This is a genomic window from Megalodesulfovibrio paquesii (assembly GCF_054653055.1).
This window is the reverse complement of sequence record NZ_BAAIGQ010000004.1, coordinates 189,579-208,426: the sequence shown is the minus strand read 5'-3', so window position 1 is coordinate 208,426 and position 18,848 is coordinate 189,579. Positions and strand designations below refer to the sequence as shown.

General features: G+C 63.8%; 17 protein-coding genes. 10 read left to right on the top strand and 7 right to left on the bottom strand.

The window, feature by feature from the left end; genetic code table 11:
* Positions 1-13 precede the first annotated feature (13 nt).
* Positions 14-337 carry a hypothetical protein gene (locus ACYQ00_RS03655; protein ID WP_460030820.1) on the bottom strand — a complete coding sequence of 108 codons (324 nt, stop codon included), beginning with the start codon at positions 335-337 and terminating at the stop codon, positions 14-16.
* Between ACYQ00_RS03655 and dctP the strand changes: the two genes are divergently transcribed.
* From dctP to ACYQ00_RS03630, 5 genes are all read left to right on the top strand, one after another.
* A complete protein-coding gene (dctP, locus tag ACYQ00_RS03650; RefSeq protein WP_460030819.1) occupies positions 336-1,436 on the top strand; it encodes a DctP family TRAP transporter solute-binding subunit in 1,101 nt (366 codons plus the stop codon). The genes ACYQ00_RS03655 and dctP overlap by 2 nt on opposite strands.
* An 89-nt stretch (positions 1,437-1,525) precedes the next feature.
* On the top strand, positions 1,526-1,996 hold the full coding sequence (locus ACYQ00_RS03645; RefSeq protein ID WP_460030818.1) for a TRAP transporter small permease: 471 nt from the start codon (positions 1,526-1,528) through the stop codon (positions 1,994-1,996).
* Positions 1,993-3,273, top strand: a complete 1,281-nt coding sequence (locus tag ACYQ00_RS03640; RefSeq protein WP_460030817.1) for a TRAP transporter large permease — start codon at positions 1,993-1,995, stop codon at positions 3,271-3,273. Before ACYQ00_RS03645 ends, ACYQ00_RS03640 begins: the two co-directional genes overlap by 4 nt.
* A 113-nt stretch (positions 3,274-3,386) precedes the next feature.
* Positions 3,387-3,968 carry a hypothetical protein gene (locus ACYQ00_RS03635; protein ID WP_460030816.1) on the top strand — a complete coding sequence of 194 codons (582 nt, stop codon included), beginning with the start codon at positions 3,387-3,389 and terminating at the stop codon, positions 3,966-3,968.
* A complete protein-coding gene (locus ACYQ00_RS03630; RefSeq protein ID WP_460030815.1) occupies positions 3,952-4,473 on the top strand; it encodes a rhodanese-like domain-containing protein in 522 nt (173 codons plus the stop codon). The genes ACYQ00_RS03635 and ACYQ00_RS03630 overlap by 17 nt, the downstream gene beginning before the upstream one ends.
* A gap of 19 nt (positions 4,474-4,492) precedes the next feature.
* Here ACYQ00_RS03630 and ACYQ00_RS03625 read toward each other — a convergent pair whose 3' ends face one another.
* Together ACYQ00_RS03625 and ACYQ00_RS03620 are read right to left on the bottom strand one after the other, a co-directional pair.
* Positions 4,493-6,628: a glycosyltransferase gene (locus ACYQ00_RS03625; RefSeq protein WP_460030814.1), complete on the bottom strand. Its 2,136-nt coding sequence runs from the start codon at positions 6,626-6,628 to the stop codon at positions 4,493-4,495.
* Positions 6,610-8,106 (bottom strand): glycosyltransferase, encoded by a 1,497-nt coding sequence (locus tag ACYQ00_RS03620; RefSeq protein ID WP_460030813.1) that lies wholly within the window; start codon positions 8,104-8,106, stop codon positions 6,610-6,612. Before ACYQ00_RS03620 ends, ACYQ00_RS03625 begins: the two co-directional genes overlap by 19 nt.
* A gap of 238 nt (positions 8,107-8,344) precedes the next feature.
* Here ACYQ00_RS03620 and ACYQ00_RS03615 point away from each other — a divergent pair, with 238 nt between their 5' ends.
* Complete coding sequence (locus tag ACYQ00_RS03615) at positions 8,345-8,713, top strand: VOC family protein (protein ID WP_460030812.1); 369 nt, start codon at positions 8,345-8,347, stop codon at positions 8,711-8,713.
* Positions 8,714-8,785: 72 nt separating this feature from the next.
* On the opposite strand, the gene ACYQ00_RS03610 is transcribed toward ACYQ00_RS03615, so the two are convergent.
* The 3 genes from ACYQ00_RS03610 to ACYQ00_RS03600 form a co-directional block, all read right to left on the bottom strand.
* Complete coding sequence (locus tag ACYQ00_RS03610; protein WP_460030811.1) at positions 8,786-10,819, bottom strand: methyl-accepting chemotaxis protein; 2,034 nt, start codon at positions 10,817-10,819, stop codon at positions 8,786-8,788.
* An 11-nt stretch (positions 10,820-10,830) separates the two neighbouring features.
* Positions 10,831-11,304, bottom strand: a complete 474-nt coding sequence (locus ACYQ00_RS03605; RefSeq protein ID WP_460030810.1) for a cytochrome c family protein — start codon at positions 11,302-11,304, stop codon at positions 10,831-10,833.
* A 149-nt stretch (positions 11,305-11,453) separates the two neighbouring features.
* Positions 11,454-12,869 (bottom strand): sigma-54 interaction domain-containing protein, encoded by a 1,416-nt coding sequence (locus ACYQ00_RS03600; protein ID WP_460030809.1) that lies wholly within the window; start codon positions 12,867-12,869, stop codon positions 11,454-11,456.
* Between the two features lie 225 nt (positions 12,870-13,094).
* On the opposite strand from ACYQ00_RS03600, the gene ACYQ00_RS03595 reads away from it, so the two are divergent.
* The 4 genes from ACYQ00_RS03595 (at position 13,095) to ACYQ00_RS03580 (ending at position 16,931) form a co-directional block, all read left to right on the top strand.
* Complete coding sequence (locus ACYQ00_RS03595) at positions 13,095-14,063, top strand: 4Fe-4S dicluster domain-containing protein (protein ID WP_460030808.1); 969 nt, start codon at positions 13,095-13,097, stop codon at positions 14,061-14,063.
* Positions 14,056-14,511: a hypothetical protein gene (locus tag ACYQ00_RS03590; RefSeq protein WP_460030807.1), complete on the top strand. Its 456-nt coding sequence runs from the start codon at positions 14,056-14,058 to the stop codon at positions 14,509-14,511. Before ACYQ00_RS03595 ends, ACYQ00_RS03590 begins: the two co-directional genes overlap by 8 nt.
* A 174-nt stretch (positions 14,512-14,685) precedes the next feature.
* The gene (locus ACYQ00_RS03585) at positions 14,686-16,326 is read left to right on the top strand and encodes a tetrathionate reductase family octaheme c-type cytochrome (RefSeq protein ID WP_460030806.1); all 1,641 of its coding nucleotides are present in this window, start codon (positions 14,686-14,688) and stop codon (positions 16,324-16,326) included.
* 2 nt (positions 16,327-16,328) lie between these two features.
* Positions 16,329-16,931 (top strand): cytochrome b/b6 domain-containing protein, encoded by a 603-nt coding sequence (locus ACYQ00_RS03580; RefSeq protein ID WP_460030805.1) that lies wholly within the window; start codon positions 16,329-16,331, stop codon positions 16,929-16,931.
* Between the two features lie 90 nt (positions 16,932-17,021).
* Here ACYQ00_RS03580 and ACYQ00_RS03575 read toward each other — a convergent pair whose 3' ends face one another.
* The gene (locus tag ACYQ00_RS03575; protein WP_460030804.1) at positions 17,022-18,707 is read right to left on the bottom strand and encodes a SulP family inorganic anion transporter; all 1,686 of its coding nucleotides are present in this window, start codon (positions 18,705-18,707) and stop codon (positions 17,022-17,024) included.
* Between the last annotated feature and the right edge of the window lie 141 nt (positions 18,708-18,848).

Genomic DNA, 18,848 nt, shown 5'->3' with positions numbered 1-18,848 from the left:
GATATCGCCGTCGCTAGACTCGGCGGTAAACGATGGCCCCGCCGGCGCGTTCGATGAAATCGGGGTTGGTGGCGCGGTCCACCAGCAGAATGCCGGCCCCGGTGGTGACGAAAGGTTGCGTGGCCGGGCTGGCGATGGTGTGCCCGCTGCCGCCAACCACCACCTGACCGGGCGGGCCGGTCCAGACTTCCCGGCCTGCCGGCGCGGTCCAGACTTCCCGGGCCGCCGGGCCGGTCCACAATTCACGGGCAGGGGGCCCGGTCCATGTTTCAATGGCTGCCGGCCCCGTGTGCACAAAGGTGGATGTGTCGATGACAACGCCATTGAGTGTGAACATGACAGACTCCCGTCAGCTATCTATAGGTCCTTTGGCGGTGTTGGGCAAGCCCGCCTGCCGGGCAACTCGCCGCATCCGCCTGCGCTGGGGCGCGGCGGGGCTGCTGCTGTGGTGTCTTTTGCTGTCCAGTCTGGTGCTGCCTGCTCTGGTGCTGCCTGCTCTGGCCTGGGGGGCGGGGCGTCCGGTTTCCCTGGCCATCGTCACCGCGCCCGGCTCGGCCCAGCACGTCACGGCCACGGCCTTCAAGACCCTGGTGGAGCAGGCCACCTCCGGCGCGCTCACGGTGAATATCCAGCATTCCGGCTCGTTGGGGGATGAAACGGCCATCCTGCAACAGGTCCAGCTTGGCGCGGTGGAGCTGGCCATCATCACTTCCGGTCCCCTGGAAGAATTTGTGCCGTCCATGGCCGTGATCAGCTACCCCTACCTCTTTGCCGACCACGCCCAGACCGACGCGATTCTCGACGGCCCGCTGGGGGGGGAACTGCTGGGCCGGCTGTCCTCGGTGGGATTCAAGGGGCTGGCGTTTTCGGAAAACGGCTTTCGCCATCTGACCACCGGCACCCGGCCGGTGCAGCGGGTGGAGGACGTGACCGGACTGAAGATCCGGGTCATGCGCTCGGCCATGCACCACGCCCTGTGGCGCATGCTCGGCGCAAACCCCACGCCCATGGGCTGGCCCATTTATACCGAACTGGCCCAGGGCGCGCTGGATGGTCAGGAGAATCCGCTCTGGGTGGTGGCCGAGGCCCGGCTCTATGAAGTCCAGAAGCATCTGGCCCTGACCCGGCACGTCTACTCGGCCCATGTCTGCCTGGCGGGGGCGCGCTGGTTTGCCAGGCTGGACCCGGCGTTGCAACAGGCCGTGGAGACCGCCATGCGCCAGGCCGCGGTGCAGGAACGGGTCTGGTCCCGAGAGCATGAGGCGACCTACCTTGAAACGCTCAAGGCCTCCGGCATGATCGTGACCGAGCCGGATCTGGAGGGCTTCCGCCGCCGTGCCGCAGGCATGCAGGACTCGCCCGTGTTCAAGGATCCGGATGTGCATGTGTTGTTGCAACGCGTGCTGGCGGCAACTCGGCCGGCAGGTGGGCAGTGAGCGCGAGACGGGCGACCCCCCACGGGCTGCAGCAGGCAATCGCCCTCACAAGCCGGTGGCTCAGCCGGGCCTCCCGATGGGGCGGAGGGGTGTCGGAACTGCTTCTGGCCTTGCTGTGTCTGGCCGTGGCCGCCATTTTGTGCCTGCAGGCCGTGTGTCGGTATGCCTTCAATCATTCCCTACCCTGGCCCGATGAATTGGCGCAGGTGCTCCTGGTCTGGCTGACCTTCCTGGGCGGCGCCGTGGCCTGGCGGCGCGGGGCGCATCTGGGCATCGACATTTTCATGGACTGGGCCTCCGAGCGCATCGGCCCGGGACCAGCAGTGCTGGCACAGGGAATCTGTCTGGCCGTGGGCATGCTTTTCTTCGCAGTGCTGTTGTATCAGGGCAGTCTGCTCTGCGGCATGCTCTGGCCGCAGCAGTACCCGTCCCTGGGGGTGAGCAAGGTGATCTCGTATGCAGCCATTCCGGTGTGCGCGGGGTTGCTGCTGCTGCATAGCCTGGCGCATAGCCTGGCGCGGTTGCTGGCGTCGCGGCAGGCCCCTTCGGAGCGGCAATGACCCTGCTGGCGCTGGGCCTGTTCCTGGCCCTGGTGGCGCTGGGCGCGCCGGTGTTTGTGGCCATGGGCGCGGCCGGCGCGGCGGGGCTGTGGTGGGGAGAGTACCCCATGGCGCTGCTGGTGGAACGCCTGCACGGCGGAGCCAGCCTGCAGGCGCTCCTGGCCGTGCCGCTGTTCATGGCCATGGGCAAGGTGATGGAGGCCGGCGGCCTGCTGACGCGGCTGCTGGATCTGTCCCTGGCGGCGCTTGGCCGGGGCAAGGCGGGCGTGGTGCTGGCCTGCGTGCTGGCCTCGATGCTCTTTGCCGGGGTGTCCGGCTCGGCAGCGGCGGATGTGAGCGCCGTGGGGGCCCTGTTCATCCCGGCCATGCTGGCCCGCGGGGTGCGGCCGGCCAGGGCTGCGGCGCTGCAGGCTGCGGGTGGGGCCATGGGCATCGTCATCCCGCCAAGCATCCCGATGATCGTGTACAGCGCCATCACTGGCGTGTCCGTGGGGCGGCTGTTCACCGCCGGCCTCTTTCCCGGCCTGCTGATGGCCCTGGTGCTGGCTGGCGTGGCCTGGGTTTCGGAGTCTGGAGATCGGCACCCGACCAGCACCGATGACGGCATCCCCCGCCAGTCTCTGGCCCAGGCGCTGCGACGCGCTGCCTGGGTTCTGCCTGCACCGGTGCTGGTGGTGGGGACGATTTTCCTGGGCATGGCCACGGCCACGGAAGCCGCAGCCCTGGGGCTGGCCTATGTGGTCGGCGTGGGGCTTATTGGCACCCGGGAACTTCCCCTGCGTCAGCTGCCGCAGTGCTTTTTGGAAGCCGGGGTGGCCTCGGCCAAGGTGTTGTGCATCATCGCCGCAGCCACGCCGCTGACCTGGATTCTGGCCATGGATCATGCGCCGGCGCGGGTCGGGGCGCTCATGACCGAGGCGGCCGGCTCGCCGGTGGCGCTCATTCTGGCCGTGAATCTGGTGTTGCTTCTGGCAGGCGCCATTCTGGAGACCACCTCTTGCCTGCTGCTCTTTGTGCCTTTGTTGGCCCCTCTGGCGGCAGTGACCGGCCTTGCACCGGAGCAGATGGGCGTGATGGTGGTGTTGAATCTGGCCATCGGCATGCTCACGCCGCCCATGGGGGTGTGCCTGATGCTCTCCAGCGCCATGGCCGGGGAGGGCATGGGGGCAGCCAGCCGGGCCAGTGTGATCTATGTGGCCGCCCTGCTGGCGGTCCTGGCAGCGGTGGCCTTCTGGCCGCCGCTTACCACGTGGTTGCCGGGCTATTTGTTTTCGTGATTGATGGATGGGCATTCATCCTTTATGGTCGGTGTGCTGTCTGTTGCGGATCGAGCAGTCAATTGCATGTGCGTTGCGCGTCCTGGAACCTCAACCGCAAAGGGACCCTGCCCATGGCTTCCACTCCCGGCAAGGAACTTCTCAAGCTCTGCGCGGCCTTGCGCCAGCAGGCGGACCGGATCGCCGTCTTGGACCCCACTACGTTGAACGCCGCCGCGATGCAGGCCATGAGTGAGGAACTGACAACCCTGGCCACAGAGGCAGAAGACAGAGCCGGACTTTCTGCCCGCGCGCGACGCAAGGCTGCGGTGGATGGGCTGCAACGGACACTGCTGGCCACCGTGATTTTTGTGGCCACCCTGGTGATGAACGCCAAGGTGTTTCACGATCACAGCATCGTGGACATTGCCGATGTGGCCAAACTCGTCCGCGGTGTGATGCCTCAGGGGGTGGATGTCAATTATTACGCCATGCTGCTGCACTGGGCCATGGCTGTTTCCGGCTCCTTGCTCCTCTTCCTGCTGGCCCTGATGGTGGCCACCCTGCTGGAGGGCGTGTTGCGGCTGGTACGTTTCCCCTGGGTGAATGTGGTCTTTTTTTCTTTGCTGACCCTTACTTGCAGCGGTGCAGGCCTGTGGGCGTACCTGCGCTATGTCCCTCTGCTCAAGAACGTGCTTTATGATTTTTTCCGCTAGAATACTGCTTTGCTGGATTCTGCTGGCCTGTGGCGTCATGACGGTATGGGCGGCGGATGACGAGTCCCGCCGCAAGCAGGCCCAGGCCATGTTCGAAGCCTCCAAAGCCGAGGATTTCGCGCAGGTGGCCGATATTCACGCCGAAGAGGTGCTGAAACTGCAGCAGCACGGGGTCCGGGTGCTGCTGGTGGACACACGCGCTCCCGCCGAGCGGGCCGTCTCCATCCTGCCCGGCGCGGTGACCGAAGCGCAGTTCGAGGCGGATCCCGAGCTGCGGCGCGGGGCCATTGTGGTGGCCTATTGCACCATCGGCTACCGCAGTGGGATGTTGGCCAAAAAAATGGCCGGGCAGGGAGTGAGTGTGCTCAATTTGTATGCCGGGATGCTGGACTGGGTGCATGCGGGTGGCACGCTGGTGGACGCCCAGGGGCACCCCACCAACAAACTGCATGTGTACGGCGAACGGTGGGATCTGGGGCCAGCCGGCATCGAAGGCGTATACTGACTGACGCCCGCGGGAGCGGCTACCATTCGCAGTCTTCCCGCAGCATATCCCAGGGCTCCCGGGCTTCGCGGCCATAATAGCGCTCGTAATAGCCCCGGGCCTGGGGATCGTCCGCCAGCATGCCCAGACGGCGCTCCAGCAGGTAGCGGAAGAAGAGTTGCAGCACCATGCGGACGCCGGGCCCCGCTCCGCGTTCCCGCCAGGCGCGCCGGGAAACGGTCAATCCCGCTGCGGTCCAGCGTTCCATATGGGCCGGACCAAGCGCCTTGGCCCGCAGGCTGAGCTCCACATCCTCCATGAGCCATTGCTCAGGAAAACCACCCAGATCCGCCAACGCGTCACGCCGGATCCATTGACCTTGGTCCCCGAAGGCGATGTCCGTGAGCCGGGCCCGGACCGCATTGAGCCAGGCAATCCAATCGAAGGTTCGGGGCGCCGGAGAAGCCTGTGCCGGCGCGGAAAACCGCATGCCCAAGGCACCATGCACGGCATCGGGGCGGGCTTCCAGGGACTGAATCAGCCGCAGCAGGGCGCGGCGCTCCAGGCGCGTGTCGGCGTGCAGGATCAGCAACACCTCTCCCTTGGCCGCAAGGGTTGCCGCCGCGATCTGCCGGCCCCGGCCCCGGGGGGCGTGCAGTATCAGACACCGTTGCGCCCGGGCCAGGTCCAGCGTGTCATCGTACGATCCGCCATCGCTGACCAGCACCTCCACCGCCACCGTCCGTTCGGCCTGCAGGACGCGCACCGCCTGATGCAGGGCTTCCAGGCAGTCGCGCAACCGTTCGGCTTCGTTGAGCACCGGGATGATCACGCTGAGCCGGGCAGGAACCGGGTAGGTCCGCGCCGGTGTCAGCGTGTCCCGCTTCCAAAGCGCCCGCAACAGCAAGGCCAGCGGCAGCAGGGCCGCCAGATTGCGCAGCCAGACAATTTCCTGAAAAACGCCGGTCTGGAATTCCCCCTGCAGGACGGCAAAGGTCCAGACCTGCACGGCCATCAGTGCCAGCGCGGTCCGCGAGGGGAACAGGGGCAGCAGGATGGCTGGCAGCAGCAGATACCAGGGGTGCAGGGTTGGCAGCCACACCAGCACCGCAAGACTGGCCAGAAAGGCGGACCTGAGCCGTTCCTGCACGCTGAGCCAGATGCCAGCCAGGGTCAGCAGCAGGCCCAGGGCAAGGGCCAGGGGCGTTGCCCCGCCAAACCACCCGCGCAGGACGCTGGGAAGCACATCATTAAAATGCAACACCTGCCCGAATTGCACGACCGGGCCCAGTACCGCAGTCCCGGCGCCGGCGAAGGGCACGTACAGGAGCAGGGGAAGAGCAGCCCACCACAGCCGGCGAATATTGTGCCGGGTGACGAAAAACGGCAGCAGGGCAACGGCCAGATACTTGGCCATGCCCGCCAGGCCAAACAGCAGAAAGCCGGCGCATTCCCACCGGACCCTGGCGTCCGGACGTTCGTGGCGGGCTGCAGTGTCAAGGCATACATAGGCCAGGGCGGTGCAGCCGGCCATGATGGCATCCACATGGCCTTCCCCGGCAAAGTACAAAAGCACCAGCGGGTTAAGGGCATACAGGGCGATGGCGTGGTCCGGGAGGTTTCTGCGCCGTACCAGCAGAGCCACACAGGCCAGGGTCAGAAGTTCGAAGCCCAGCACCGCGCCCTTGGCTGAGGCGACGGTGGGGGAAACGGCAGCAGCGGCGCGGAAGATGAGCTGGGTCAGCGGCGGATAAACCGCACTGAGATCCTTGTGATTGATCAGCGGCCAAATTCCGGCCATCGGGCCGCCAGCCTCTCCCCTGAGGGGGGCCAGGGCAGGGGCATCCGGCGCAAAGGCGTAAGGGTTGACGCCCTGGAGCTGAAGCCAGCCTTCCCAGACATAGCGGTAGATGTCGTTGCCGGCGTCCATCTGCAGGAAGAACACCGCCCGCAGCAGCACGCCCAGGGCCAGGATGGGCCAAAAAAGACGGGGACCGTCCTTGTGAACGGTCCCCGAGCAGAACAGAATGAGCAGGGCAAAGGCCGCCAGCCAGAGGCAGGCCATGGCCGGGGCATTCCGGCCTATTTCGCCCGCATGGGCCATGGCCGCCAGGGTGGCGGCCAGGCCCAGAAGAGGCAGGGGCAGGGTACGGCTGGTTACTTGTTCCGCAGCCACTTGAAGGCTTGTCCCACGGTCAGGGCACCCACACCCAGGAAGCCCAGGGCGTAGATCAGCAGGAAGGGCCCAACGGCGTAGTGCCCGTCGGCAAAGTAGCAGACTACGCCGATCATGCACCAGGAGCCGGCCAGCAGTTCCCACATGTGCTGCTTGCTGCGGGACGCCTTGTACTGCTTGACGCCACCATTCACACCGGCCTTGGGCGTGCGGATGAAGGCGCTTTGCTTGCCGCGGATGGCTTCAATGACGGCCTTGGTGTTGTTCACGGCCAGGCCGCAACCAAAGAGCACCATGGCGGGAATGAGGGAGAAGGTTTTCCAGAAGGGCCGTCCCAAGGCGCGCTGGGCGGTGATGTACAGCCGGTTGGGGCCAGAGCAGGACAGCAGCAGCATGGTGATGAAGACCATGAAGGGCATGCCTTCAATGCCGATGTTGCCGATGGCCATCACGGGCATGGCCAGAATGGCCAGGAACAGCATGATGGGATGCACCCCATAGTGGCTCATGTGCATGAAGGCCTGGAACTTTTTGAACAGGGAGGCTTCGTGCCGCATGACCTGGGGCATGAGCTTGATGGCGGTCTGGATGGAGCCCTTGGCCCAGCGGAACTGTTGGGCCTTGAAGGCAGCCATGTCGGCCGGGATTTCCGCAGGCACGGCCAGGTCGATGAGGAAGCGGCAGGTGTAGCCCACCAGCTGAATGCGGTAGGAAAGGTCCATGTCCTCGGTCAGGGTGTCGTCCTGCCAGTTGCCGGCGTCGTAGATGGCCTGCTTGCTGAACACACCGGCGGTGCCGTTGAAGTTCAGGTAGAGGCCGTTGTAGTTGCGGGCGCTCTGCTCGATCATGAAGTGCCCGTCGATGCCCACGGCCTGCAGCTGGGTGATCAGGCTTTCATCGCGGTTCAGATGGTCCCAGCGGCCCTGGACAAAGCCGATTTCGGGATGATCCACAAAGTAAGGAATGGAACGCAGCAGGAAGTCCTTGGGCGGCACGAAGTCGGCATCGAAGATGGCGATGTAGTCACCCTTGCAGAATTCCTGGGCATAGCGCAGGGCGCCGGCCTTGAAGCCCTTGCGGTCGGGGCGGTGCACCTGGACGATATCCACACCCTTGGCGCGCCATTCGGCAACCTTGGCGGCCACGATGTCGCGGGTTTCGTCGGTGGAGTCGTCCAACACCTGGATTTCGTGCATGCCGGCGGGGTATTCCATGGCCGCGCAGGCGTCGATGCACCGGGCGATGACGTTGGCTTCGTTATAGATGGGGACCTGCGTGGTCACGCGGGGCAGGCGGGCGCAGGCCGGGTTGGACAGGGCCAATTCCTGGCCGCCGTAAAAGGCGTCCAGATCGGCAGCGTCACGCTTGCGGGCTTCGGCCACGCGACGCTGAAACAGATGCGTCATCACGTGGCAGTTGGTGCCGTAGATGGTCAGGATGGTCGCACAGACGATGTAGATAACGACCAAAAGTTCCATAATTTTTTCAAACCTCTGTGAGGGGATGGTGGTTGCGATGCGGGGCGAGTATGTGGCTAATTAAGTCCCCGGTCAAGAGGCGCAAGGGTGGAACTGATCCCTGAAACAAATGTTTTACCTTGCCAAGCCGGCAAGAATAATTCTACAAAATTTTTTGTAATGCTTGGGACTGTTAACCTGTTTGAAACACATGAAAATCCGGAGGCGCGATGTGACTTGCCAGGATGTTTCGCATGGCATGATTAATTGGAATGAACTCATGACAAATGACCCTGCTCAGGCCCGGGCCTTTTATGGAGCCCTGCTGGGTTGGACCTTTGAGGACTATTCCGCCTGCGAAATCCCGTATTCGCTTGTCAAAATTGGAGATCGCGTCGTGGCGGGCATCATGGGCATGCCCCCGGAGGCGTTGCAGCTGGGCGCGCCGCCCAATTGGGGGTGTTACATCACGGTGGATGACGTGGACGTCGTGGCGGACAAGGCCCAGGCGCTGGGGGCGCAGATCGTCATTGCACCGCGCAATATCCCGGAAGTGGGCCGCTTTGCGGTGATTCGCGACCCCCAGGGGGCAGTCATCAGCTTCATCTCCTATGGCATGCTCCGGTAGGCAGCCTTGCCGCAAAAAAAACGGGGGTGCCTCACTGAGGCACCCCCGTTTCTTGCGGAAAAGCGCAGCGGGCTACTCGCTGTGCAGCTTCTGGATGAGTCCTTCCAGTTCCGAAGCCAGGCCGGCCAGAATACCCAGGGCTTTGGCAGCCTCGGTCATGGCCAGGGAATTTTCGTTGGCAATGGCGTGGATGGCCTCCACGGCACGGGTGATTTCCTCGCTGGCCGCACTCTGCTGCTCGCTGGCCGTGGCGATGCTGCGGACCTGATCCGAGGCCTGGCCGGCCAGGGTGACGATGCGTTCCAGGGCGTCGCGGGAGTGCCGGGCCTGGCCTGTGGCTTTGTCCACGGAGGCGGCCGCCGTGTGCACGGCCTGGGAGTTCTGCCGCACGCCGAGCTGGATGGCCGAGACGGACTGGGCCACGTCCTTGGTGGCGCTCATGGTCTTTTCCGCCAGTTTGCGAACCTCGTCGGCCACCACTGCAAACCCGCGGCCAGCCTCGCCGGCGCGCGCCGCCTCGATGGCCGCATTCAGGGCCAGCAGGTTGGTCTGGTCGGCAATATCCTGAATTACCTGCATGATGTTGCCGATGCCTTCGGCCTGGTGGTCCAGCTCGTCCATGGCCTGTTGCAGGCTCTGGGTCTCCCGGGCCACGCTGCCGATGGCGGCCACGGTTTCGTCCACCACTTTTTCCCCGCCCGCGGCCTGCTGGCGCATGTCTTCGGCAAGTTCCGCGGCGGCGCTGGCGCTGCTGGCCACCTCCAGCACGGTGGCGTTCATTTCTTCCATGGCGGCCGCGGTTTGCCGCGTGCGCTGGTGCTGGTCTTCCGCGCCGCGGGAGGTTTCTTCCACCTGGCTGGCCAGTTCTTCGGAAGACGCGACCAGCCGGTCCATGATGATCCGCGCCTGGGCCGCAATCTCCTGCATCTGGATATTCTGGGCGGCGATGCGCGCTTCCTGGGCCCGGATGGCAGTCAGGTCGAAATACAGGGCAAAGCCGCCCAGGGGGTTGCCGTCCAGGTCCGTGATGGGAGAGGCGTTGACGTCAATGACCATCTCTCCACCGGCAACCTGGCAGGTCAGTTCCTGGGCAATGGCGCGCTGTTCATTCACGGCCCGGAACGGGATGTTTGGTTTGTTCTTGTCGTTGTAGAAAAAGACGGACGCGTCTGTGCCAAGGAAGTCCTTCGGTGTGCCAGTCTTGTGGAACAGGGCAATCAGCTGTTGATTCAGGTGCAGGATGCGGTTCTGGGGGTCCACCAGAATGCAGGGGTGGGTTACGCCCTTGAGCACGCCCTGGGCAAAGCCGAGGCGGGTTTTGATTTCCCGGACCATGGATTCCAGGTTGCGGCCCAGGGCGGCCACTTCATCGGTGCCTGCCTCGATAAAATGCCGGCTGTAGTCACCCTGGGCCACGGCGGTGGAGGCCTCGCTCAGGCGCGAAACGGGCTTGAGCACCACACGCCGGATGAACAGCAACAGCACCAGCACCAGCAGCACGCCGCCGGCGGCGCTGGAAAGGGCGGAGCGGAGGGCCTGCTTGTCGATGGCGGCCATGGCCGGACTGACCTCGTCCATGATGACCATGGAGCCGAGAATCGGCTCGGAAGCCCCGTGGCAGTGATGGCAGGACGGCCGGTTTTCCACGGAGAGAATCTCCACGAAGTAGCTTTGCTGGCCCGCCTGCGTGGTTGCCTGTACCAGCTGCCCCTCGCGGATGGGGGCCTTGAGGCTTTTCTCCACCATGGCCGCGATGGCCGGAATGGCCACTGCCGCGCCGAAATCCTTGCGGACATGGGCAGCGGCGGTGCTGTAAGTGATGTTGCCCCGGTAGTCGGTCATGTACAGGGTGGCGCGGGGGAATTTCTTCTCCAGCGTCTCGAATTCCTTGCGGGTTGACTCGTTGTCACCAACGATCATGGGCTTCTCAATGGAAAGATACAACAGCTCGGCAACGTGCTGGGAGGCGAGTGCCAGCTGCTGGAGCATGTTCTGCCGCTGGCTGGAATTGTTCATCCAGGCGAGCACGGTGAACACCACCAGGCACAACACGGCAACCAGCAAAGACAACTTGAACGCCAGGGAGGAGCGGATGCGAGCGAGCATGACGCGCTCCTTTAGTGTGCGCCGCTGAAACGCAGCGGCTTGAAGTGGAAGTCCCGCACCCGCGATTCGTTGTGGCAGGTTTTGCAGCTCTCAATGGCAGGGGTGCGCGTGATGAGGCTGGTATCCCCGGTTTCAGCGTGGGCGCTGCCGGGGCCGTGGCAGGTCTCGCAGCCCACATCCGCCAGCTGCGGGGTTTGCTCGTAGCTGACAAAGCCACCGGGCTTGCCATGGCCGGTGGTGTGGCAGTCGTAACAGCCCTGCAGTTCCGCCGGCTTGAGCTTGGGGCGCATGAGCTCGACGCTTTTCCAGGAGCGTGCCTTCTTGGAATGCTCCATAAAGCGATCGTACTGTTCGGCATGGCAGTCCGCACAGGCCTTGGAGCCTATGTAGCGTGGTCCTTCCTCTGCTCCTGACCTGGCCGCAGCGCAACAGAACACCAGCGCCAGCAGGAGTGCCGGTGCCCACAAACCAACAATGACGCGCATGAGTTATTCTCCCCCTGTTCGTGTGGAGCGATTCCACACGGCTGCCCGTACCGGAGGAGTACAAAAACTCATGGTATGTGTCAAATGCGTCAGATAATTGTTGGAATCAATGAATGCAAGAATATCAGCCAGATAAATTGAATTGCCGATTATGTTAAGACAGATCTATGGATATCAATCCCGTATTTTCGCATTCTGTTGAGGATTGTCCCCCTGTGCACGCCCAGCAGACGTGCGGCGGCATTTTTGTTGCCGCCGGCTTCCTGGAGCGCGGCGACCAGGGCGCGCCGTTCCTCGTACTCTGCCAGAGTCAGGCCGCCGTGGGAGGGCCCCGCGGGGAAGCTTGCCGTGGCGGTCAGGGACAGCGGGGGGCAGACCGGCTCGCCTTGCAGCACCGGCGGAAGATGGCAGCGTTCTATGCGTCCGCCGGTTTCCGCCTCGGCATGGATGGCGGCAAACTCCAGAGCACTCTTGAGTTCGCGGACGTTGCCGGGCCAGGTGTGGTGGAGCATGGCCTCCAGCGCGCCGCGATCCAGGGAAAACCGGCAGCGGCCAGAGCGGGCGGCAATGACCTGCAGAAAGTGTTCGGCCAAGAGCGGGACATCTTCCAGCCGGCTGCGCAATGAGGGAACATGAATGGGAATAACATTGATACGATAAAAGAAGTCCTCTCGATACTTTCCTTCCGCCACCAGAGCCGGCAGGTTGCGGTTGGTGGCCGAGAGGAACCGGACATCCACAGGCATGGGGAGATTATCCCCCACGCGTTCCACCTCCTTGGTTTCCAGCACCCGCAGCAATTTTACCTGCATCGGTACAGGGATATCCCCGATTTCATCCAGAAACAAATCCCCACCGTGCGCCGCCTCGAAACGGCCCTGGCGGTGGCGCACTGCCCCGGTGAAGGCGCCCTTCACATGCCCGAAGAGTTCGCTTTCCAGCAGTGATTCGTTGAGCGCCGCGCAGTTGAGCTGAATGAACGGCCCGTCACGGCGCGCACCCAGGCTGTGCAGGGCCTGGGCCACCAGCTCCTTGCCCGTGCCGGATTCACCCAGAATGAGCACGGGGGCCTCGCTGCCGGCAGCGCGTTCAATGGCGCGAAAGAGTCTGCGCATGGGCTCGCTGCGGCCCACAAGGCCGTGGAATCCGGGCGCTTCCTCCACACGTCTGGTCAGTTCCTCGATTTTGCGGTCCCGTTCATCCAGCTCGGTCAGGTCGGTGAGCGTTTCCACGGCCACCACCACCTGATCGCCCTCCATGACCAGGGAGGCGTTTTTGAGCACGGGCACGCTGGCTCCGTCCTTGCGCAGGATGCGGCAGCGGCGGCGGTGTTCCTGGCGGGTATCGAACAGGCGGCACCAGTGGTCGCGGCCTTCGCGGCGGGATTTCTCGCACACATCGCATTGAATGATGGTGCAGGGTTGGCCAATGAGCTCGTCGGCGGTGTAGCCAGTGAGTTTTTCCATGGCCGGGTTCACGGCCTGGATACGCCCGTCGGCCCCGATGAGCATGAGGCCTTCCTGCAGGGTGTTGCACACGGCGGAGAGCTGGGGTGTTTTGAACATGGCGTCCTCAAACCAGATGCACAAGGTGCTTCGACAAGTGTCTAAGTGGTTCGACATGAGCATAGCCATCCCCTCCGGATTTCGCAAGCGCAGGATGAGCACGTTCCTGTTGTTCTAGGTGATTATGGATTAATTTCCCTCCTGTGTTGTCTCCGGCACGGTATCTGCTTATACTGTACCAAAACCCCGCTCCGGGGTACTGGAATAATAAGGATGTATGATCCCATGAAAAAAGCACTTTCCCGCCGTCGGTTCCTGGGTGGTCTGGCATTGCTGGGCGCCGGCGCTGCCGTACCGGCGGCGCCCGCTGCGGCCCGGGCCACCACCCAGCCTTCCGGCGAACTGGCCACCCTGCTTGACCTGTCCAAATGCGTAGGGTGCGGCGCCTGTGCCGAGGCCTGCAAGGAGGCCAACGCCGCCAAGTTTCCCGAACCGAAGAAGCCCTTCCCGCCCATGCTGCCCAAGCGTGTGAAGGCGGAAGACTGGTCCGACAAGCGCGATGCGGATGATCGCCTCACGCCTTACACATGGCTGTTCATTGATCATTTTGAAGGCACGCACAATGGCCAGGCCTTTGAGCTGCACATGCCCCGGCGTTGCATGCACTGCCAGAACCCGCCCTGCGTGAACCTCTGCCCCTGGGGATCCTGTTCCAAGGATGCCCGCGGCATCGTTGAAATCGATGCCAGCACCTGCCTGGGCGGGGCCAAGTGCCGGGACGTCTGCCCCTGGTCCATTCCACAGCGGCAGACCGGGGTGGGGCTGTATCTGGACCTTCTTCCCCGCCTCGCCGGCAACGGCGTGATGTACAAGTGCGACCGGTGTACCACCCGGCTGGACCAGGGCCAGCTGCCGGCCTGTGTCGAGGCCTGTCCGTATGAGGTGCAGCAGATCGGCCCGCGTGACGAGATCGTGGCCAAGGCCAAGGCCCTTGCTGCGGAAATGCAGGGCTACCTCTATGGCCTGGACGAGAATGGCGGCACCAACACCGTGTATGTCTCCCCCGTGCCGTTCGAGGCCCTGGAGGCAGTCCGCGCCAAGGGACCCGGCCGGCCGCACCTGGCCGCCGTGGGGGATCCGTTCGAGAACCAGACCATGCTGGCCGCTGCCCTGGTGGCCGCCCCCCTGGCCGGTCTGGCCGGGGCGGCGCTGCGCGCCGTGAGCCGGAACAAAAAGGAGGGGGCTCATGACTAGCCGCCGACATCCCCTGGAACGCTGGCTGTTTGTCCTGGCCGTGGTGGCCCTGGCCATTTCCGGCGTGGGGCAGATGCCCATCTTCAAGCGCTACTACATCGCCGACATCCCCGGCCTGGCCTGGACGGCGGACTTTTACGTGACCCATGTCATCCACTACATCGCCGCTGCGGTATTTCTGGGGCTTGTGACCCTGCGCGGAGGCGAGGCCCTGTTTTCGCGCCGGCTTTCGCTGAACGGCCTGGCCTGGGCCCAGGCAGCCGTGCTGGTCGGGGTAATCCTGACGGGCTTCATCCGCGTCTGGAAAAACCTGCCCGGCGGCGACGTGACCAAGGGCACGGGCATGACGGTGGATATCGGGCACCTCGTCCTGGCGGCGGCCTGGGGCGGGCTGGCCCTGGCGGCCTGGATCATCCGGCGGCGCAGCGCGGGCCGCCTTGCACCATAGCGGAAAGGGAGGAGAGGTATGCGAAACACGTTTGGCAGGACCACACAGCAGTTGCGGTCCCAGTCCCGGCTGCGGTCCAGGTCCAGATCCCGGCCTGGGCTTCGGACCTGGCACGGGTACGGGCTTCGGGCTTGGTACGGGTACGGGCACTGGCTTTGGCGGGCCGGGCCACTGATGATTGCCCTGGTCCTGCTGGCCGGGGCAGGCTGGGCCACCACACCGTTGTCCCAGGCAGAGCAGGGGGCCGCGGCCATGAACCTCCTGGGCGGCAGTGTTGCCCAGGGAGCCCAGCCACAACCCCTGGCGCATGCCCCGACGGAAACCAGATGGATCACGGCGGATCATTCCAAGTTTCCGGCCCTGCAGGGGAATTTCACGTCTGGCCCCGAGGTGACCAAGGCCTGCCTCTCCTGCCACACCGAGGCCGCCAGCCAGATCCACAAGACCATCCACTGGACCTGGAAGTGCCCGCACGATCCCACCGGCACCATGGGCAAGTATGGCAAGACACTCAATAACTTCTGCGTTGCCGTGCCATCCAACGAGCCGCGTTGCACCTCCTGCCACATTGGCTACGGCTTCAAGGACAAGACCTTCGACTTTTCCGACGCCAACAAGGTCGATTGCCTCGTGTGCCACGACCGCACCGGCACCTATAAAAAATTCCCGACCATGGCTGGCAATCCGGTTACCGAACCTACGGTCTTTCCCGATGACAACACCACCTACCTGCCGCCGGACTGGAACAAGGTGGCCCAGGGTGTGGGCCGGCCTGACCGGAACAACTGCGGCAACTGCCACTTTTACGGCGGCGGCGGCGACGCCGTGAAGCACGGGGATCTGGACTCCTCCATCCTCAACCCCAGCCGCAGCCTGGACGTGCACATGTCCCAGGACGGCGGCAATTTCACCTGCGCCCGCTGCCACACCACCGAGGCCCACCGCATCGCCGGCCGCTGCTACAAGACGCCGGCCGCCACCTCCCGCAAGAGTCTGGTGGAGGACGACACCACCTCGCGCATCACCTGCGAATCCTGCCACACCAGCACCCCGCACAAGCCCGGTGTGAAGGCCAACGACCACACGGACAAGGTCGCCTGTCAGACCTGCCACATCCCGGCCTTTGCCCGCGAGCTGCCCACCAAGATGCGCTGGGACTGGTCCACAGCCGGGCAGATGAAGGATGGCAAGCCCTTCAAGACCAAGGGGGAATTCGGCTTTTCGTCCTATGACAGCAAGAAGGGCGACTTCGTCTGGGAAAAGAATGTGGTCCCGGTGTACGCGTGGTTCAACGGTACCATGGAATACCTGACCATCGAGGATACCTTTGACCCGGCCACGCGGGTGGCCATCAACAAGCCCGTGGGCGCGCGGACGGATGCCAATTCCCGCATTTATCCCTTCAAGATGCACACCGGCAAACAGCCCTATGACAGCAAGCTGAACCGCTTTGTGGTGCCGCATCTGTTTGGCAAGGACGACGCAGCCTACTGGAAGAGCTTCAACTGGAATGCCTCCATCGCCGCGGGCATGCAGTATGTGAATCAGCAATACTCAGGCGAATACGGCTTTGTGGAGACGAGTTACGTCTTCCAGACCACGCACATGGTCGCCCCCAAGGAGCAGAGTCTGGCCTGCGAGGCCTGCCACACCCGCGACAACAGTCGCCTGCAGCAGCTGGCCGGCTTCTACATGCCGGGGCGGGACAGTGTTTCCGTCATCGACCAGTTTGGCTGGGCCCTGGTGGGCTTGTCCCTGGGCGGTGTGCTCCTGCATGGTCTGGCCCGCATCGTTGCATCCAAGAGAAGGAGCTGAGTATGAGCGCCACGCGATTTTACTGCTACACGCGCTTTGAACGCATCAACCACTGGCTCCAGGCCGCACTGGTGATCTCGTTGCTCATCACCGGCTTCGAACTGCACGGCACCTATCACCTTTTTGGGTACAAGCTGGCCCACGAACTGCACATCTGGTGCGGACTGGCCTGGTTCGTGCTGTTCAGTTTCGGGGTGTTCTGGCTCGTCACCACCGGGGAATGGAAGCAGTACACCCCCACAGCCAAAAAGCTGGTGGCTGTCCTCCGCCATTATCTGTGGGGCATCTTTCACGGCGAACCCCATCCCGTGCAAAAACAGCCTGACGCCAAGCACAACCCCCTGCAACGGCTGGCCTACCTGGGCATTGTCTCCGCACTGCTGCCTTTCCAGATGCTCACCGGTTTTCTCTATTATTTCTACAATGATTGGAATGCCATGGGCATCGTCATGGAGCTGGGCACGGCCGCGGCCCTGCACACCGTCGGCGCGTTCCTGATCCTGCAGTTCCTGGTGGTGCATGTGTACATGACCACCACGGGGCACAGCGTCTTCGCCCACGTCAAGGCCATGTGCACAGGCTGGGAAGAATGCGCGAAGAGATAGGCGCGGGAGGGGAGAGAAGAAAGCAACAATGAGCAGGAACCAGGGGGGATAATCCCCCCTGGACCCCCTGTTCGTTTTTGCCTCTCTTCCCTACTCAAAAGCCACAATGCGCCGGGCGCGGTCGAGGGCTTCGCCGAAGTTGTCGAAGATGTTCTCCTCGCCAATGAGGGTGATGGTGCCCAGGCGCTTGAGGTTGTCCAGGGCGCGGGGGCGCACGCCGGCAAGGATGAGCCGGGTGCCTTCGTGCTGGCAGCGTTTGGCGAAGAGTTCCAGGGCGTTGTCTGCAGTGGCGTCGATGGCCGGCACCTTGCCCATGCGCAGGACGATAACCTTGGGCTTGGTGTTTGTGGCGTGGAGCACGGTTTTGAAGCGGTCGGCCACACCAAAGAAGAAGGGGCCGTCAATCTCGTACACCATCAATCCATGGGGCAGTTCGAGGAAGTCCGCACGCTGGAGGTCTGGCTTCCAGGAGCAGCAGTTGTGGCCCCAGTCCTCGATGGCTGTGGTCTCGCTCATGCGGCGCATGAAGAGCAGCGCCGCCAGCACCACGCCCACGTTCACGGCCACGGTCAGGTCGATGATCACGGTCAGCAACAGGGTCAGCAGCATGACCATCATGTCGGACTTGGGCGCTCTGAGCAGCCGCAGCACCTTGTGGTACTCGCTCATGTCGTAGGACACGACCACCAGCACCGCGGCCAGGGAGGCCAAGGGGATGTACGAGGCCAGCGGCGCCAGGAAGAGCACGAAGGCCGCCAGCACCGCGGCGTGCAGGATGCCGGCCACGGGGGAGAAGGCCCCGGCGCGGATGTTGGTCACGGTGCGGGCGATGGCGCCGGTGGCCGGGATGCCGCCGAACAGGGGCGAGGCGATGTTGGCCACGCCCTGAGCCATCAGCTCGGTGTTGGATTTGTGCTTGTCCCCGGTCATGCCGTCGGCCACCACACAGGAGAGCAGGGATTCGATGCTGCCCAGCAGCGCCACGGTCAAGGCGTCCGGGATGAGATCGTGCAGCCGGCCCAGGGTGACCATGGGCAGGGTCAGGCTGGGCAGGGCGTCGGGCACGCCACCGAATTTGGTGCCGATGGTTTCCACGGGCAGGTTGAAAACCGCGGCGATCAGCGTGGCCAGGACCACGCTGACCACCGGTGCCGGCACCCGGGGGATGAAGCGGCGGATAAGGATGATGGTGGCCAGCCCCACGCCGGAAACAATGAGGGTGGGCTGGCTGAATTGCCCGGCATGGGCCAGATACTCCGCCCATTTATCGATGAAATCCGGCGGGACTTCCGCCAGTGGCAGGCCGAAGAAGTCCTTCATCTGCGAAGAAAAGATGAGCACGGCGATGCCGGCGGTAAAGCCCGTGGTGACCGGGTAAGGGATGTACTTGATCAGCGAGCCCATGCGGAACGCGCCAAAAAGCAGCATGATCACCCCGGCCATGAGCGTGCAAAGCACGAGGCCGTCGTAGCCATGGCGGTCGATGATGGAATAGACGATGATGACGAAGGCGCCGGTGGGGCCGCCGATCTGGTACCGGCTCCCGCCCAGGGCGGAAATGATGAAGCCGGCCACGATGGCTGTGAACAGCCCTCGTTCCGGCGTGGTGCCCGAGGCGATGGCGAAAGCCATGGCCAGGGGCAGGGCCACCACCCCTACGGTGAGGCCGGCGAAGACATCCTGCAGGGCGTGCTTGCCAGAGTAGCCCTTCTTTAACACATCAACGAGCTTGGGGAGAAATGTTTCACATTTCTCGCATGTTGCATCATCCGCCATGGTATTCGCTCTCCGTTTACGTGAGAAAAACGGACCAAAGTTACGCCTGCGGGGAGGGGAATACAAGGGCTGCAGGGCGGAAAACGGGAATATTTTTTTTACCGAGTATTTCGGCTGGGAACCAATGGCGGCGTCCCCGGT

Excerpts from the sequence above, each read along its gene's own strand:
- dctP (WP_460030819.1), top strand. The coding sequence starts at position 336 with ATGACAGACTCCCGTCAGCTATCTATAGGTCCTTTGGCGGTGTTGGGC.
- ACYQ00_RS03655 (WP_460030820.1), bottom strand. The coding sequence starts at position 337 with ATGTTCACACTCAATGGCGTTGTCATCGACACATCCACCTTTGTGCAC.
- ACYQ00_RS03640 (WP_460030817.1), top strand. The coding sequence starts at position 1,993 with ATGACCCTGCTGGCGCTGGGCCTGTTCCTGGCCCTGGTGGCGCTGGGC.
- ACYQ00_RS03635 (WP_460030816.1), top strand. The coding sequence starts at position 3,387 with ATGGCTTCCACTCCCGGCAAGGAACTTCTCAAGCTCTGCGCGGCCTTG.
- ACYQ00_RS03630 (WP_460030815.1), top strand. The coding sequence starts at position 3,952 with ATGATTTTTTCCGCTAGAATACTGCTTTGCTGGATTCTGCTGGCCTGT.
- ACYQ00_RS03620 (WP_460030813.1), bottom strand. The coding sequence starts at position 8,106 with ATGGAACTTTTGGTCGTTATCTACATCGTCTGTGCGACCATCCTGACC.
- ACYQ00_RS03615 (WP_460030812.1), top strand. The coding sequence starts at position 8,345 with ATGATTAATTGGAATGAACTCATGACAAATGACCCTGCTCAGGCCCGG.
- ACYQ00_RS03610 (WP_460030811.1), bottom strand. The coding sequence starts at position 10,819 with ATGCTCGCTCGCATCCGCTCCTCCCTGGCGTTCAAGTTGTCTTTGCTG.
- ACYQ00_RS03605 (WP_460030810.1), bottom strand. The coding sequence starts at position 11,304 with ATGCGCGTCATTGTTGGTTTGTGGGCACCGGCACTCCTGCTGGCGCTG.
- ACYQ00_RS03600 (WP_460030809.1), bottom strand. The coding sequence starts at position 12,869 with ATGTTCAAAACACCCCAGCTCTCCGCCGTGTGCAACACCCTGCAGGAA.
- ACYQ00_RS03595 (WP_460030808.1), top strand. The coding sequence starts at position 13,095 with ATGAAAAAAGCACTTTCCCGCCGTCGGTTCCTGGGTGGTCTGGCATTG.
- ACYQ00_RS03590 (WP_460030807.1), top strand. The coding sequence starts at position 14,056 with ATGACTAGCCGCCGACATCCCCTGGAACGCTGGCTGTTTGTCCTGGCC.
- ACYQ00_RS03585 (WP_460030806.1), top strand. The coding sequence starts at position 14,686 with ATGATTGCCCTGGTCCTGCTGGCCGGGGCAGGCTGGGCCACCACACCG.
- ACYQ00_RS03580 (WP_460030805.1), top strand. The coding sequence starts at position 16,329 with ATGAGCGCCACGCGATTTTACTGCTACACGCGCTTTGAACGCATCAAC.
- ACYQ00_RS03575 (WP_460030804.1), bottom strand. The coding sequence starts at position 18,707 with ATGGCGGATGATGCAACATGCGAGAAATGTGAAACATTTCTCCCCAAG.